Raw genomic sequence first — 14685 nt, forward strand, 5'->3', positions numbered from 1 at the left:
TTAATGGAGACAGAGCTTATTTGTTTTAAATTAGTTTTCATTTAAATAGAGTTATAATTATTTTTAAAGCTAAAGAATTTTAAGAAAGCAGTCAAAATGAGCAAAGCTGATATTATAGTAGGTATTCAATGGGGAGATGAAGGCAAAGGAAAGATAGTCGATAAACTGTGTGAAAATTACGACTTTGTTTGCCGAAGTGCCGGTGGGCATAATGCAGGACATACTATTTGGGTTGATGGTATTCGTTACGCTCTTCATCTTGTTCCTTCTGGGATTTTACATCCTGAGTGTATAAATATCATAGGCAATGGTGTTGTTGTTTCTCCCGAAGTACTTATTGCTGAAATGGCGCAGTTTGAAAATTTAAAAGGGAGATTGTATGTAAGCGCTAGGGCTCATTTAAATTTAAGACACCACTCTTTAATAGATATTGCTAAAGAAAAACTCAAAGGAAAAAATGCTATTGGCACAACAGGCAAAGGTATAGGACCAAGCTATGCAGATAAGATCAACCGTACAGGACATAGGCTTGGAGAGCTTTTAAATCCTCGAGTACTTTGTGAGGCTTTAATGGAAGATTTTAAAGCAAATAAGAGTTTTTTAGATTTTTTACACATTGAAATTCCAAATGCTGAAGAATTATTAGACGATTTGCAACGTTTCAATGAAATTTTAACTCCTTATATCACTGATACAACAAGAATGCTTTGGAAAGCTTTAGATGAGGATAAAAAAGTATTGTTAGAAGGAGCACAAGGTTCTATGCTTGATATAGATCACGGTACTTATCCTTATGTTACAAGTTCAAATACTATTGCAGCTGGTGCTTTGACAGGTCTTGGATTAAATCCAAAAGAAGTTGGTTCTATTATAGGTATAGTAAAAGCTTATACGACACGTGTTGGAAATGGAGCTTTTCCCACAGAAGATAAAGGTGAAGATGGTGAAAAACTTGCTACGATAGGAAAAGAGATAGGTACAAGCACAGGACGTAAGAGACGCTGTGGCTGGTTTGACGCTGTGGCTGTAAAATACGCGGCACGACTCAATGGACTTGATTTTTTAGCCTTAACAAAGCTTGATGTTTTGGATGGTTTTGAAAAAGTAAAAATTTGTTATGCGTATGAATATAAAGGCACACGTATTAATTATATGCCTAGTGATTTAGAAAATGTGAAACCTCTTTATGAGGAAATGCAAGGTTGGGATAAGGTTTTTGGTATTAATGATTATGATTTACTTCCTGAAAATGCGAAAAAATATATAGTACGCATTGAGGAACTTTGTGGTGTAAAAATTCAATTTATTTCCACAAGCGCTGAAAGAGAAGATACTATCATACTATGAAAAGTAAATACGATTCTGTTGTACAAGTACGCAAAAGGCAACTTGATAGTGCTGAAAAAAAACTTCATCAAGCATTAGCAAGAAAGAGTGAAAATGAAATGCTTTATAAGCTTTCACAAGAAGAATATAGAGATTTAAATACCTTACCTCATACAGGGTCGATAACGGAACTAAAATCAAGTTTGGCGATGATGAATGTAGGCAGAGAGGCATTAGCAAGAGCGAAAGAGAAAGTGGATCTTTCAAAACAAGAAATAAAGCACTATGAATTTTTATATCAGAAGGCTCATTTAGAATATGAGAAAATGAAAGTTTTAGAACTAGCAGAATTAAAAGAACAGCAAAAAGCTTTAGAAAAACTTGAGCAAAAGTTTTTAGATGAGGTAGCTTTGAGTCGTTTTTTTAAGGAGAAAAAATATGAGTAGAAAAATTATTTTTTTATTATTTTTTGTTGTTTTTGTTTTGAGAGCACAGCAAGATTGTGAGAAGTATTTCGAAGCTAGAAAAGCACAACTTGAAGTACAAACAAGAGAATTTGATGAGGCTAAGCAAGCTTTAGAATCGTATAAAGCTTCTTTTGAAATTCTGCAAAAAGAAAGACTTGAGGCTTTGAGTAAAAAGGAAGCTGAAGTAAATGCTACTTTGGCACAGATTGAAAGTTTAAAGGCTGAAAATGAGAGGCTTTTACAAGAGAAACAGAGAATTTTACAAACTATTGATGATAAAACTGAAGGTAGAGTAAAAGAGATTTATTCCCAAATGAAAGATGCGGCTATAGCTGGGGTTTTAAGCGAAATGGATGTTGAAGAAGCAAGTAAAATTATGCTGTCTTTAGAATCTCGTAAAATTTCAGGTGTGCTTTCAAAAATGCAACCAAAAAAAGCAAGTGAATTAACGCTACTTTTAAAAAGTTTAGATAATAATACAAGCAATTAAAAATTTTTAACATTCTTTTACTAAAAATATATTATTATTTGAAAATTATTTAGAAAGGCGTAACAATGCGTATACGATTACCGCATATACCTTATATTACTAATAAAATTCTTTTAGATATAGTCCATTGTTCTTTTGTAGATATTAAAGATGATATGGAAAAAGTAAGAACTTGTATTCAAAAAATTTTAGAAAATGATGTGATTAATGAAAAAAGGCTTGAAGAGCGAGTTAAGGAGCTTTTGGAAGAACAAGAAAGTGAAATGGAATTAATGCAAGTTGATAGGAAAAATATGTTTTGGCTTGTTAAACGTAAGCTTGCTTCAGAATTTAATGTTATTCTAAATAATGAAGACAGACATAATCATTTATCTCATATTCTTTTAAAAGAACTTACAGAATATGATTATATTAATTTTGTTGTCAGTGAAAATAGGGTGAAAAATCTGATTTTTTCTAGTATTGAAGAATATCTTAAAATTTATGAAAAACTTGAAGATGAGGTGTATGAAAAAATCAGTTCTTATAAAAGCAAACCAATACCCGGAAGTGAGGAGTATGAGCTTATCTTTGAGAAGCTTTATCAAGAAGAACTTAAAAAAAGAGGAATGTTTTAATACACATGAAAGCTTATATTTATTTGGAAAATGGCATTTTTCTTAGTGCTTATGCTTTTGGTAAAGGTGGAACATTTTTTGGTGAGCTTGTTTTTAATACTTCTATGAGTGGGTATCAAGAGATTATTTCTGATCCTTCTTATGCTGGACAATTTATAGTTTTTTCTTTACCAGAGATTGGGGTTGTAGGTACTAATAACAATGATAATGAAAGCAAAAAGCCTTTTGCAAGTGGAATTCTTATACGAGAATTAAGTACTGTATATTCGAATTTTAGAGCCCAAGAGAGCTTAGAAAGTTATTTGAAAAAATATGAAAAAATAGGTGTTTATGGTATTGATACAAGATATTTAGTTCATTTGATACGAGAAAATGGAAATTTAGCAGCTGTAATATCTACTGAACTTTCAAGCAAAGATGAGCTTGAAATGGCTTTGAAAAAATCAAAGAGAATTCAAGAAAACAATCTAGTTCAGCAGGTAAGTACAACACAAAGATACTCACATATTCAAGGCGTTTGGAATAATGCTACTCAAAATTACAATACTCCTAAAAAAATTGGCAAAAAAATTGCTGTAATTGATTATGGAGTAAAGACAAATATACTTAATGAGCTTGCACAATTAGGTTTAGAACTTGAGATTTTTCCTTATAATGTTAAGGCTAATGAGTTAATCACTTTATACAAAAAAGGAGAAATTAATGGTATTTTTCTTTCAAATGGTCCGGGTGAGCCAAAAATCCTTCAAAATGAGATTGCAGAGTTAAAGAAGCTTATTGAGGCAAAAATCCCTATGCTCGGGATCTGTTTAGGACATCAGCTTTTAAGCAATGCTTTTGGATATGAAACATATAAAATGAAATTTGGGCAACACGGTACAAATCATCCTGTTATGAATTTGGAAAAAAAGAGTATTGAGATTACAACACAGAATCACAATTATAATGTTCCAGAAGAGCTTTGCGAAGTTGCAATTATTACTCACCGTAATCTTTTTGGAGACAATGTAGAAGGTGTACGCTACAAGGACTATCCTATACTTTCGGTACAGCATCATCCTGAAAGTTCATCTGGTCCTCACGAAAGCAAATATATTTTTAGAGAATTTGTAGATTTAATGTGAATTTTGATTTTTTCGCTACCGAATTTGGCACTCTTTTTATTGTAGCATTTTTGTCAAGTTTTGGCCATTGTTATTCTATGTGCGGAGGTTTTTCTTTAGCATTTATGGCATTTAATGCAAATTCTAATCAACTCTTCTTTTTAAATTGTATGTATCATATTTTTCGTATTTGCGCCTATCTTGTTTTAGGATTAATTTTTGGTCTTTTTGGCAATATATTAGCTCTTAATGCTCAAATTCAAAGTTTTAGTTTATTCATACTTGGTATTTTTATGACTGTACTAGGTTTTGCTTTGCTTTTTCGAGGAAAGATACTTGCTTGTATTGAAAATTTGAATTTTTTTACTGCTTATAATATGAAAATAATCCGAAAAGCAATGCAGTATAAAGGTGTAAAATCAGCTGTAATTTTAGGCTTTGCTAACGGTTTTGTACCTTGTGGTTTGGTTTATTTTTTCTTAGCTAATGCAATGAGTAAAGATTCCTTAAGTGAGAGTCTTTTTGTAATGCTTCTTTTTGGTTTATCAACAGTACCGGCTATGCTTTTTTTTTCACAATTAGCTCAAATGCTTCATACTCTTAAAAAAGTTTTTAACACGCTTTCTTATTGTATTATTATTGGCTATGGAATCTATCTTTCATATATGGGATTGAGAACTTTTGTTTAAAAGCATCTTGTCTCATTTTTGTTTGAATAAAATAAGGCAAATTTCAAATCATAAGAATGCAGTAGAAAGAAAATGCCTATTTTAAGAAAAAATCTATAATTAATATTTTATAATATTCAGTTTTATCTCAATTATAAGGAGAACATTAATGCACCCAGGTAATGCTTTAAATTACGATTATACTGTTGCAAAATATTTTATGCTTGCAACTATATTGTTTGGGATTGTAGGTATGGCTATAGGAACTTTTATAGCTTTTCAGATGGCTTATCCTGATCTTAATTACTTAGCAGGTGAATATGCTACTTTTTCAAGACTTAGACCGCTTCATACTTCGGGTGTGATTTTTGGTTTTATGCTTTCTGGAATTTGGGCAACTTGGTACTATATAGGACAACGAGTTCTTAAGGTAAGTATGGCAGAATCAAGCTTTTTGATGGTTGTAGGCAAAATCCATTTTTGGCTTTATATGCTTACAATGATCTGTGCAATATTTACTCTTTTTGCCGGAGTTTCTACTTCTAAAGAATATGCCGAACTTGAATGGCCTCTTGATATACTTGTTGTTTTGGTTTGGGTTTTGTGGGGCGTAAGTATTTTTGGGCTTATTGGGATTCGTCGTGAGAAAATACTGTATATTTCAGTTTGGTATTATATAGCTACTTTTTTAGGTATCGCTATGCTTTATCTGTTTAACAATATGGCTGTACCGACTTATTTTGTAAGCGGAATGGGCAATTGGTGGCACAGTGTTTCAATGTATGCAGGTACTAATGATGCTTTAGTGCAATGGTGGTATGGACATAATGCTGTGGCTTTTGTTTTTACGGTAGGTATTATTGCTCAAATTTATTATTTTTTGCCAAAAGAAAGTGGGCAGTCAATTTTTTCATATAAATTATCGCTTTTTGCTTTTTGGGGCTTAATGTTTGTTTATTTGTGGGCTGGAGGACACCATTTAATTTATTCAACCGTGCCTGATTGGATGCAAACTATGGGTTCGATTTTTTCAATTGTTCTTATCTTACCTTCTTGGGGTTCGGCTATGAATATTTTACTTACTATGAAGGGCGAATGGGAGCAATTACGCGAGAGTCCTTTAATTAAATTTATGATACTTGCTTCAACTTTCTATATGTTTTCTACCTTAGAAGGACCTATACTTTCAATTAAATCAGTGAATGCTTTAGCACATTTTACAGATTGGATACCCGGCCACGTACACGATGGAACACTTGGTTGGGTAGGTTTTATGACTATGGCAGCTTTATATCATATGACTCCTAGAATTTTCAAAAGAGAACTTTATAGTAAATCATTAATGGAAATACAATTTTGGATTCAAACTACCGGTATCGTTTTATATTTTAGTTCAATGTGGATAGCAGGTATTACTCAAGGTATGATGTGGAGGGCAACTGATCAGTATGGAAATCTTCTTTATAGTTTTATCGATACTGTTTTGGCCATAGTTCCTTATTATTGGATTAGAGCGATAGGTGGTTTCTTGTATCTTATAGGATTTTTTATGTTTTCTTATAATATTTATAAATCAATAGTCTATGGAAAAGTGCTTGATAGAGAACCAAAAAGTGCTTCTCCCATGGCAGCATAAAGGAGAAAAAAAATGTTTGCTTGGTTAGAAAAAAATCCATTCTTTTTTGCTGTAGCAGTGTTTCTTGTTATCGCTTATGCAGGTGTTATTGAAGTTTTGCCAAATTTTACTGAGAATGCAAGACCTATTGAAGGAAAAAAACCTTATACAGTCCTGCAGCTTGCAGGTCGTCAAATTTATATAAAAGATAGCTGTAATGCCTGCCATTCGCAACTCATTCGTCCTTTTAAATCAGAAACTGATCGTTACGGTATGTATTCTTTAAGTGGTGAATTTGCCTATGATAGACCTTTTTTATGGGGTTCAAAGAGAACGGGGCCTGATTTAGCAAGAGTGGGCAATTATAGAACAAGCGATTGGCACGAAAATCATATGTTTGACCCTACTTCTGTTGTCCCCGGTTCTATTATGCCTGCTTATAAACATATGTTTGTCAAAAACGCTGATATACAAACAGCCTATGCAGAAGCTTTAACTGTGAAGAAAGTTTTTAATGTTCCTTATGATGTAGAAGGACAAACAAGGCTTGGTACTTGGGAAGAAGCACAAGCTGAAGTTAAAGCAGAGGCTGAAACTATTGTAGCACAAATGAAAAATCAAGAAGTGAAAGATGCTTTTGAACGTGGTGAGATTAAAGAAATAATCGCTTTAATTGCATACCTTAATAGCTTAAAGTAAAGATATGGAAGGTTTGGGAATTTTTTTTAGTGTGATGAAAAATATAATCACACTAAATTCATCAGCAATTGAAAAATACGAATGGGAAATCTTTCAAGGATATGGATTTTTTATACTTGTGGTTTTTTTAGTGATAATTTTATATGCGTATTGTTTTCATCTTTATAGAAGCGAAAGAAGAGGCGAAAGAGATTACGAAAAATATGCCAGACTTGCTTTAGATGATGACCTTGATGATAGTATTGTAGAAAATAAAAGGAGTGCTTAATGCAGTGGTTCAATTTAGAAGATAATGTTAATCTTTTATCTTTGATTGGAGCTATTCTTATCATTTTAATCACATTTGTGGTTGTAAGTAGGATATTTGCTCAAATGAAAGAAAAAAAAGGCGAAGCTGAGCTTAGTGAGCATAGTTGGGATAATATAAAAGAATATAAAAATCCTATTCCTACAGGTTGGGCTATAATATTTTTTCTTACTATAGTTTGGACAATTTGGTATTTTTTATGGGGTTATCCTTTGGGTTCGTATTCACGAATAGGAGAGTATAATGAGGAAGTTGCAGCCCATAATGCTAAATTTGAAGAAAAGTTCCATAATCTATCTCTTGAAGATAAAAAACTTATGGGAGAAAATATCTTTTTAGTACAATGTTCTGCTTGTCACGGAATTACTGCTGATGGCATTAATGGTAAAGCTCAAAATTTGAATATTTGGGGAAGTGAAGAGGGGCTTGTTGAAGTTATTAGGACCGGCTCTAAAGGTATGAATTTTCCGGGCGGTGAAATGCCTGCAGCAGCTGATTTGGGTATAGCAGAGGAAGATATTGTTGCTATTGCTGCTTACGTAGCAAAAGAGCTTTCAGCTATTAAACAAACTAACAATGAAAATTTACTTGCCAAAGGAAAAGAAGCGTATGCAAGCTGTGCAGCTTGCCACGGTGAAGATGGAAAAGGTCAGGAAGGAATCTTCCCAGATCTGAGTAAATATGGGTCTTCAAGCTTTGTTGTAGATGTATTAAAAAGTGGTAAAGACGGGTTTATCGGAAAAATGCCAAGTTTTCCTACTTTGAATGATATTCAAAAAGAAGCCGTTGGCGAATATGTAATTTCTCTTTCAAGGAGTGAGTGATGGAAAATACAAAAAGATGTGTGTTCTCTCTTTCTGGTGTAACAGGAATGTTGATAGCTACTTTGCTTTTGTTAGCAATTTTAGTTGTTCTTACAATTTGGGGTATAAAAGCACAGCAAGAAGTGATGCAAAAACCGTATGCGCTCAAAGATATTCAAAATGTCAAAATGATAGGCTCTAAGACTGAGGAGTATAAAATCATTAAGGAGTTGCAATGAATAAACTACTAGAATATTTGATTGTTATTGGTTTGATTGTTACAGCCGTAATTACAGCTTGGTCAGTTTTGAGCCCAAATCATCTTAATATAGGATGAAAAAAGATATTCAAGGCAGCTTTTTGCTTGCCTTTTTCTTTTTTCCTTTTTTTCTTTTTGGGCAAAATATTGTTATTCTTAATGAAGGTGTTTTGAGCCAAAAGGTCGAAAATGAGATTACTCTTATAGGAAAAGAACTTTATGAAAAAACAGGAATTTTTGTAGGTGTTGCCGTAGGAGATAAAACATTATTTGAAGATTTGATTCAAAGACACAATTCTTTGCCTAATTCTCATCTCCTCCTTGTTTTGTCAAAAGCTTCTCATAAAGTTGATATTATAGGTTCTAAAGGTGCTTTGGCTTTGATTGATAAAGAAGTGATTCTTAGTCCTTATTCAGGTACCGGTTCTATTCTGCCTATTTTAGCTACAAAGAAAGGTGATATTTATAACGCGGCAATTTTAAATGGTTATTCTGATATAGTAGAAAGAATTGCCCAAGCTCGAGGTATCAATTTGGAACATACCATAGGGAATGCTAATCGCGATACGCTCAACATTTTAAGAATTCTTATTTATGGATTTGTCTGTTTTGCTTTGTTGTATTACATTCAAAGAAGGATGAAAAGAAAGGAACGGTATGAATAAGAAAAAAACCTTTTGGCCTTATGGAATTGTACTCTCGCTTTTTGCCATTGTACTTGCGTGTATTGCTACTATCATTTTTGCAAGTCATTATCCAGTTTATGAGGATGATTTTTATTTTGACAGTTATCAAAATGTCGAAAATTCTTTTAATGATATTCAAAAAAAGCAAGCCGAATTTGATAAACTTTTTAGAATTACTTTTAAAAATGATAAAGTACAACTACAAGGAAAAAGACAAATAAAAATGTATAGTATCGACTCAGCAACAAACAAGGTAGAATTTAACATACAAGCTTTAAGTAGTGTAGAAGCTGAAAAATTACAAGGTGAGTTTATTCTCACAAGACCTCATACAAATGCAGCTGATAGAAGTTTGCAAGGGTATATAAGCAATGGACATTTAACTCTTGTTTTACCAAAACTTGAAAAAGGAAGATGGCAGCTTAAGTTAAAATTACAAGCCCATAATTTGGCTGTAGGATTTTTTTCTTATGAACTTAATGTATTATAAGAGAGTTTGAGTGAGACTTCATATATTTAATTCAAAAAGGAAGCTCAAAGAGTATTTTAACGAATGCAAAAACAGCAATTCCTTGCTTGATTCTGCTATGAGTGTTGAAGATTTTTTAGAGAATATATGTTTGGTAAAAGCTAGAAAAGCAAATAAATATGAAACCTTGCTTTTAATGCAAAAAGCGTGCAAACAAAGTAAAAATTTAGAAAAGGAGCTTGGAATTTCGAATGAATTTTTCTTTTTTTTAAAAAACAATCACTATCTTTTTTCTTTTTTTAGAGAATTAGCTTTTGAAAAAAAAACTATTGATGAATTGAAAAATAATGATTATTATGCTAGTTATAATGAACATTTAGAAATTTTAGATGAAGTTTTTCATACATACCTCCTTTTGCTTCAACAAGAAAATTTATATGATGATATTTCCTTGCCAAGTCAATATGTGCTTGATGAGGATTTTTTAGAAACTTTTGATGAGATTGTTTATGAATTGGAAGGTTTTTTAAGCAAATTTGAAGAAGATCTTTTAGCCCAACTTGCTCAAAAAAAACAAGTATTTTTACACTGTAAAACGAGTCATTTTACCTTAGATATTCTTTCAAAGCTTGATATTTTAGAGACTGTTATTCTCAAAGCAAACAGAGAATATAAAATCAATATCAGCACAAAACAGATACTTGAAGAAAAAGCTTTTGAAGCAAAGAATAGAAAATGTAAGGTAAAAAAATTTGAACTTAGAAGCTTACAGTTCTGTTTTGCTAAAGATGAAATTTCAAAATATATTAGGGCGGGTATGAAGCCTGAAAATATAGTACTTATAACACCTGATGAAAAATTTTGTGAACTTTTGAGATTGTATGATAAAGACAAGATGTTTAATTTTGCAAATGGTATTAGTATCAAGGAAAGTGGTTTTTATCAAAAACTTTTGGCTTTGTATGAGAGTGCAAATGAGCAAGAGTTTCATTTTGATGAAAGGAGTGATTATTTTGAAGATAGTACTATGAAATTTGAGTACTACAATACTCTCTTGCATTCTTTGAAGCTTGATTTTAAAACTTTTAAAATGCATTTTGACAAGCCTTATGAAGAGGAGTATTTTAATACTTTAGTGTATGTTTTTTTACAAGATGAGCAAAAGAAGTTTTATTATAAAGAACTTTTGTATTTGATTGAAACTGAACTGTTTTTTTTAAAAGATTTGCTAAAGAAACATATTTTAACACTCAAAGAAGTGCTTGAACTTTTCTTTTTGCAGATTGCAACATTAAGACTGAGCAATGTTGATGGCGGAAAAGTTACTGCTATGGGAATTTTAGAAAGTAGAGGACTTTGCTTTGATGGGGTTGTTATCCTTGATTTTAACGACAATGTTATTCCAAAACGAAGTGTCAATGAGCTGTTTTTAAATAATGAAATTCGTAAAAAAGCTGGATTGATAAGTTATGAAAAACGTGAAAATTTGCAGAGATTTTATTATGAAAGTTTAATGAAAAACGCACAAAAGGTGAGTATTTGTTGTGTGGAAAATGAGCATAATTTTGCAACACGTTTTCTCAATGAACTTGATTTTGAATTTGTAGAAGAGACTGAAATTCAAGCCAAGTCTTATTTAAATGCTTTCAAACTTGGATATGAAGGCATTAAGCCAAATTTAGAACCGCTAGAACCTCCTACACTAAAATACAATCTTTTTTCTTCACCCCTTTCTTTTAGTCGTTTTAATCTTTTTTTAAAAAAGAAAAGAACATATTATTACCAATATATTCTAAAACTTAAAGAACCAAGACCATTTAATGATGAAAAACAAGCAACACATTTAGGTATTTTTATACATAAAATTTTAGAACTGCATTACAAGCAAAATCCGAACAATTTTGATACAGCTGTTTTTCTGAAACTTTTAGAGCAGGAAAATAAAAAAAACCTTCTCTCTCCATTTGAAATTGAAATTTTGAAATTGCGTTTTGTTCAATTTGCAGAAAATGAGAAAAAATATTTTTCGCAAGGATTCAGGGTTAAAGAAGTTGAATGCAGTGTTACAAAGGATTTTTTTCTCACAGATACGAAAAGTGTTTGTATAAGTGGAAAAATTGACCGTATAGATGAATGTAATGGAAAAAATCTCATTCTTGATTATAAAAGTGGTGAAATAGAGGATAATTCTTATCAGTTGGCATTTTATCAGGCTTTGTATGATGAGAAAGCTCAAGCATTTTTTTATGATATGAAAAAATCCTTAGACAGAACAAATGGAAAAAATCCAAAAAGTCTTGAGGATTTAAAGGAGCAGCTTATTGAATTTATGGAAGAAAAAGTTTATATATTTGAAAATGGAAACAAAAAAGACTTTTGTCCTTACAGACTCCTTTATGAAAAAGATTTAAAATGAATCAATTTAAGGCTTTTCTTGCCTTAGAAGCAAGTGCTGGGAGTGGTAAAACTTTTGCTTTAAGTATTCGTTTTATTACTCTTTTGTTGCAAGGAGCAAGGATCAATGAAATCCTTGCAATTACTTTTACAAAAAAAGCAGCTAATGAGATGCAAAAAAGGATTATTGAAACTTTTTTGCATTTAGAAAAAGAAGAAAAAAATGCAGAGTGCAAAGAACTCTGTAAGCTTTTGAACACAGATAAAAATCATTTACTTCAATTAAGAGACAAAAGAAAACGAGAATTCTTGCAGAGTGAACTTAGGATTTATACTTTTGATGCTTTCTTTAGTAAAATTTTGCGGAGTTTTGCTTTAAATTTAGGATTAAGCAGCGATTTTGTTCTTTGCGATAAGCTTGATGTTTTTACCACTTTCATAAAACTTTTAGGCAGTGATGAGCTGAAAGATTTAGCTTTATATATGTTTCAAACAGATGAAAACAAAAAAGATTTTCATACAATGCTTGATACTCTCTATAAAAATGCCTTTATGCAAGAATATCCAAAGGCACAATGTCCAAATAAAGAAAATATTTACAAAACTTATCAAGCATTAAAAACATATGCTTTAAGTCTTAATGATAAGAAAATCAATTCGTTTTTTAAAGAGAAAGATTTTGATTTAAATATTTTTTTAAAAAGCTCTTTTTTCAAAGAAGATAATTATATATCAAAGCTTCAAGACAGTGTTTTTAGAGACAAAAAAGAAGATTTTGTCAATGCTTTGCAATACTATGCAAATGAATTTGAAACTTATCAAACAGCAAATTTAATGAAATGGCTGCACTATTTTATTAAAGCCAAAAATTTCATACACAGCCAAAAGAATACCTTAACATTTAGTGATGTAAGTAGAAGAGTTTTTGATCTTATTATGAGTAAAGATAAAGAGATGATTTATTTTAGACTTGATGGAAAAATTTCCCATTTGCTTATCGATGAATTTCAGGATACAAATGTAATTCAATATCACATTTTACTTCCTATCATAGAAGAGCTAGTGTCTGGTATAGGTGTTAAAGAAAAAAGAAGTTTTTTTTATGTTGGAGATAAAAAGCAAAGTATTTACCGCTTTCGTAATGGAAAAAAAGAGCTTTTTGATGATTTGCAAAAGAGATTTTCACAAATTCAAAAAGAAAGCCTTGATACAAATTATCGTAGTTCTGAAGTTCTCGTTGATTTTATAAATGATACTTTCAAAGGGAAGTACAGTCATTATATCGCGCAAAAAATACCAAAAGATGAAAGCAAGAAGGGTGGATTTGTTCGCATTGTAAGTTCGCAAGAAAATACTCAAAAGGAAATTAAAACAAAGACTTTAGAAGCTTTGTTGCAAGAACTTATCTTCTTGCAGAGTAAAAATATCAAACTTGATACTATTTGTATTTTATGTTGGAAGAATGATGATGCAGACTTTATTTTAGATTTTTTGAAAGAACAAAAGATTCCCGCTTTTACTGAAAGCAATGTACTATTAGAACGTAAAGCTAGTGTAAAAGCTGTGCTTGAATATGCGAAATTTTGTATTTTTGGTGATGAGTTTTATTCCTATTTTTTAAAAGAGCTTTTAGGAAAAGAGTTTCCAAGACTACAACTTGATTTATGTAAAAATCCAGCCCAAGTTGTCCTTTATTTGATTGAAAAACTGAGTCTTGATCTTAATGATGTGGCTTTGGTACAGTTTGTTGAATATGCCTTTAATAAAGTAAATTTTTTGCAACTTCTTTTTGAGCCTTGTCCTTTGAAAATAGTGAGTGAGCAAAATATGGGTATAAGCATTATGACTGTTCATAAATCTAAAGGTTTGGAATTTGAAAATGTGATTTTACTTGATTCGCTTTCAAGGTCTGATAGGAATACCCAAAAAATACTTTTTGAATTTGATACCGTTAAGGGTTGGGAGCTTAAAATGAGAAGTTTGATACGAAAAACTCTCAAAGAACCTTCTTATATGAAATTTTTGGAAAAAAGACAAGAAGCCGATGACGATGAGGATTTAAACAAACTTTATGTAGCTTTTACAAGAGCAAAAAACGCTCTTATTGTTATTAAAAGAAATGAAAAATCGGTAAATGGTAACAATCCAAGTTATTTTTGTCAAAAAAATGGTACTTTTCTTTTCTTACAAGAGCAGGATAGAGGTTTTCTTGATACTCAAAAACACGAAGTGATAAAGAAGGTAAGAGAAGAATCTGTTTTAGAGCCTTTCGAAAAAATACCAAAACAAGAAGTACAAAGCGTAGAGCTGTCTCATTCTAAAGAAAAATATTTTGGAGAGGCTTTTCATTTTTTTATGCAAAGACTTGATTTAAATGAAGGTAAGAATTTTTCTTCGCTGTGTGAAAAGACAAAAGATAAATTCAGATATTTTTTAAGCAAAGAAGATTTTTCAGAGCTTTTTCAAAGCGTGCAAAGGCTTTATTATGATGAAAATTTTAGAGTTTTGATTAATGGCAAACAACTTTTTAAAGAACAAAATTTAAGTTTTCAAGGAGAGATTAAACGACTCGATTTACTTGCCCTAAGTGAAGATGAGGCATATATTCTTGATTACAAAACAGGAATAAGTATGAAGGACAAAGACGAGGAGCAGGTGAGAGTGTATAAAAATGCTGTGAATGCGATTTTACAAAAAAAGATTACAAAAGCATTTCTTTTCTACTGTTTAAAAAATGAAATTTGTGTCTGTGAAGTGTAAGCTTTGCAAATTAAATTATGCT

Annotated in this window: 16 protein-coding genes; all 16 read left to right on the plus strand. The window is 31.3% G+C overall.

What is annotated here, in order from left to right; genetic code table 11:
- Positions 1 to 96: 96 nt before the first annotated feature.
- The 16 genes from OQH62_RS06735 to OQH62_RS06810 all read left to right on the plus strand — a co-directional run bounded on the left by OQH62_RS06735 (position 97) and on the right by OQH62_RS06810 (position 14663).
- The gene (locus tag OQH62_RS06735) at positions 97 to 1347 is read left to right on the plus strand and encodes an adenylosuccinate synthase (protein ID WP_266015583.1); all 1251 of its coding nucleotides are present in this window, start codon (positions 97 to 99) and stop codon (positions 1345 to 1347) included.
- Positions 1344 to 1772, plus strand: coding sequence for a flagellar export protein FliJ (locus OQH62_RS06740; protein WP_266015585.1), 429 nt, complete (start codon positions 1344 to 1346; stop codon positions 1770 to 1772). Before OQH62_RS06735 ends, OQH62_RS06740 begins: the two co-directional genes overlap by 4 nt.
- Positions 1765 to 2283, plus strand: coding sequence for a MotE family protein (locus OQH62_RS06745; RefSeq protein WP_266015587.1), 519 nt, complete (start codon positions 1765 to 1767; stop codon positions 2281 to 2283). Before OQH62_RS06740 ends, OQH62_RS06745 begins: the two co-directional genes overlap by 8 nt.
- 65 nt (positions 2284 to 2348) lie before the next feature.
- Positions 2349 to 2900: a DUF507 family protein gene (locus OQH62_RS06750; RefSeq protein ID WP_266015589.1), complete on the plus strand. Its 552-nt coding sequence runs from the start codon at positions 2349 to 2351 to the stop codon at positions 2898 to 2900.
- Between the two features lie 5 nt (positions 2901 to 2905).
- Positions 2906 to 4024: a glutamine-hydrolyzing carbamoyl-phosphate synthase small subunit gene (gene carA, locus OQH62_RS06755; protein ID WP_266015591.1), complete on the plus strand. Its 1119-nt coding sequence runs from the start codon at positions 2906 to 2908 to the stop codon at positions 4022 to 4024.
- On the plus strand, positions 4021 to 4692 hold the full coding sequence (locus OQH62_RS06760; protein ID WP_266015593.1) for a sulfite exporter TauE/SafE family protein: 672 nt from the start codon (positions 4021 to 4023) through the stop codon (positions 4690 to 4692). The genes carA and OQH62_RS06760 overlap by 4 nt, the downstream gene beginning before the upstream one ends.
- A 148-nt stretch (positions 4693 to 4840) precedes the next feature.
- A complete protein-coding gene (ccoN, locus tag OQH62_RS06765) occupies positions 4841 to 6307 on the plus strand; it encodes a cytochrome-c oxidase, cbb3-type subunit I (RefSeq protein ID WP_266015595.1) in 1467 nt (488 codons plus the stop codon).
- A gap of 12 nt (positions 6308 to 6319) precedes the next feature.
- On the plus strand, positions 6320 to 6985 hold the full coding sequence (ccoO, locus tag OQH62_RS06770; RefSeq protein ID WP_266015597.1) for a cytochrome-c oxidase, cbb3-type subunit II: 666 nt from the start codon (positions 6320 to 6322) through the stop codon (positions 6983 to 6985).
- Between the two features lie 4 nt (positions 6986 to 6989).
- Complete coding sequence (locus OQH62_RS06775) at positions 6990 to 7253, plus strand: cytochrome c oxidase, cbb3-type, CcoQ subunit (protein WP_266015599.1); 264 nt, start codon at positions 6990 to 6992, stop codon at positions 7251 to 7253.
- A complete protein-coding gene (locus OQH62_RS06780) occupies positions 7253 to 8116 on the plus strand; it encodes a c-type cytochrome (RefSeq protein WP_266015602.1) in 864 nt (287 codons plus the stop codon). Before OQH62_RS06775 ends, OQH62_RS06780 begins: the two co-directional genes overlap by 1 nt.
- Positions 8113 to 8334, plus strand: coding sequence for a DUF4006 family protein (locus OQH62_RS06785; RefSeq protein ID WP_266015604.1), 222 nt, complete (start codon positions 8113 to 8115; stop codon positions 8332 to 8334). The genes OQH62_RS06780 and OQH62_RS06785 overlap by 4 nt, the downstream gene beginning before the upstream one ends.
- Positions 8331 to 8432 (plus strand): hypothetical protein, encoded by a 102-nt coding sequence (locus OQH62_RS08760; RefSeq protein ID WP_266015605.1) that lies wholly within the window; start codon positions 8331 to 8333, stop codon positions 8430 to 8432. Before OQH62_RS06785 ends, OQH62_RS08760 begins: the two co-directional genes overlap by 4 nt.
- Positions 8429 to 9019, plus strand: coding sequence for a hypothetical protein (locus tag OQH62_RS06795; protein ID WP_266015608.1), 591 nt, complete (start codon positions 8429 to 8431; stop codon positions 9017 to 9019). Before OQH62_RS08760 ends, OQH62_RS06795 begins: the two co-directional genes overlap by 4 nt.
- Positions 9012 to 9530, plus strand: coding sequence for a FixH family protein (locus tag OQH62_RS06800; RefSeq protein ID WP_266015610.1), 519 nt, complete (start codon positions 9012 to 9014; stop codon positions 9528 to 9530). The genes OQH62_RS06795 and OQH62_RS06800 overlap by 8 nt, the downstream gene beginning before the upstream one ends.
- A gap of 10 nt (positions 9531 to 9540) precedes the next feature.
- Complete coding sequence (locus tag OQH62_RS06805; RefSeq protein ID WP_266015613.1) at positions 9541 to 11925, plus strand: PD-(D/E)XK nuclease family protein; 2385 nt, start codon at positions 9541 to 9543, stop codon at positions 11923 to 11925.
- A complete protein-coding gene (locus tag OQH62_RS06810) occupies positions 11922 to 14663 on the plus strand; it encodes a RecB-like helicase (protein WP_266015615.1) in 2742 nt (913 codons plus the stop codon). The genes OQH62_RS06805 and OQH62_RS06810 overlap by 4 nt, the downstream gene beginning before the upstream one ends.
- Positions 14664 to 14685 lie beyond the last annotated feature (22 nt).

The sequence above is a fragment of the Campylobacter sp. MIT 21-1684 genome (assembly GCF_026241315.1).
In the GTDB taxonomy this organism is placed as follows: Bacteria; Campylobacterota; Campylobacteria; order Campylobacterales; family Campylobacteraceae; genus Campylobacter_D.

Excerpts from the sequence above, each read along its gene's own strand:
- ccoN (WP_266015595.1), top strand. The coding sequence starts at position 4,841 with ATGCACCCAGGTAATGCTTTAAATTACGATTATACTGTTGCAAAATAT.
- carA (WP_266015591.1), top strand. The coding sequence starts at position 2,906 with ATGAAAGCTTATATTTATTTGGAAAATGGCATTTTTCTTAGTGCTTAT.
- OQH62_RS06800 (WP_266015610.1), top strand. The coding sequence starts at position 9,012 with ATGAATAAGAAAAAAACCTTTTGGCCTTATGGAATTGTACTCTCGCTT.
- OQH62_RS06810 (WP_266015615.1), top strand. The coding sequence starts at position 11,922 with ATGAATCAATTTAAGGCTTTTCTTGCCTTAGAAGCAAGTGCTGGGAGT.
- OQH62_RS06740 (WP_266015585.1), top strand. The coding sequence starts at position 1,344 with ATGAAAAGTAAATACGATTCTGTTGTACAAGTACGCAAAAGGCAACTT.
- OQH62_RS06750 (WP_266015589.1), top strand. The coding sequence starts at position 2,349 with ATGCGTATACGATTACCGCATATACCTTATATTACTAATAAAATTCTT.
- OQH62_RS06780 (WP_266015602.1), top strand. The coding sequence starts at position 7,253 with ATGCAGTGGTTCAATTTAGAAGATAATGTTAATCTTTTATCTTTGATT.
- ccoO (WP_266015597.1), top strand. The coding sequence starts at position 6,320 with ATGTTTGCTTGGTTAGAAAAAAATCCATTCTTTTTTGCTGTAGCAGTG.
- OQH62_RS08760 (WP_266015605.1), top strand. The coding sequence starts at position 8,331 with ATGAATAAACTACTAGAATATTTGATTGTTATTGGTTTGATTGTTACA.
- OQH62_RS06775 (WP_266015599.1), top strand. The coding sequence starts at position 6,990 with ATGGAAGGTTTGGGAATTTTTTTTAGTGTGATGAAAAATATAATCACA.
- OQH62_RS06735 (WP_266015583.1), top strand. The coding sequence starts at position 97 with ATGAGCAAAGCTGATATTATAGTAGGTATTCAATGGGGAGATGAAGGC.
- OQH62_RS06745 (WP_266015587.1), top strand. The coding sequence starts at position 1,765 with ATGAGTAGAAAAATTATTTTTTTATTATTTTTTGTTGTTTTTGTTTTG.
- OQH62_RS06795 (WP_266015608.1), top strand. The coding sequence starts at position 8,429 with ATGAAAAAAGATATTCAAGGCAGCTTTTTGCTTGCCTTTTTCTTTTTT.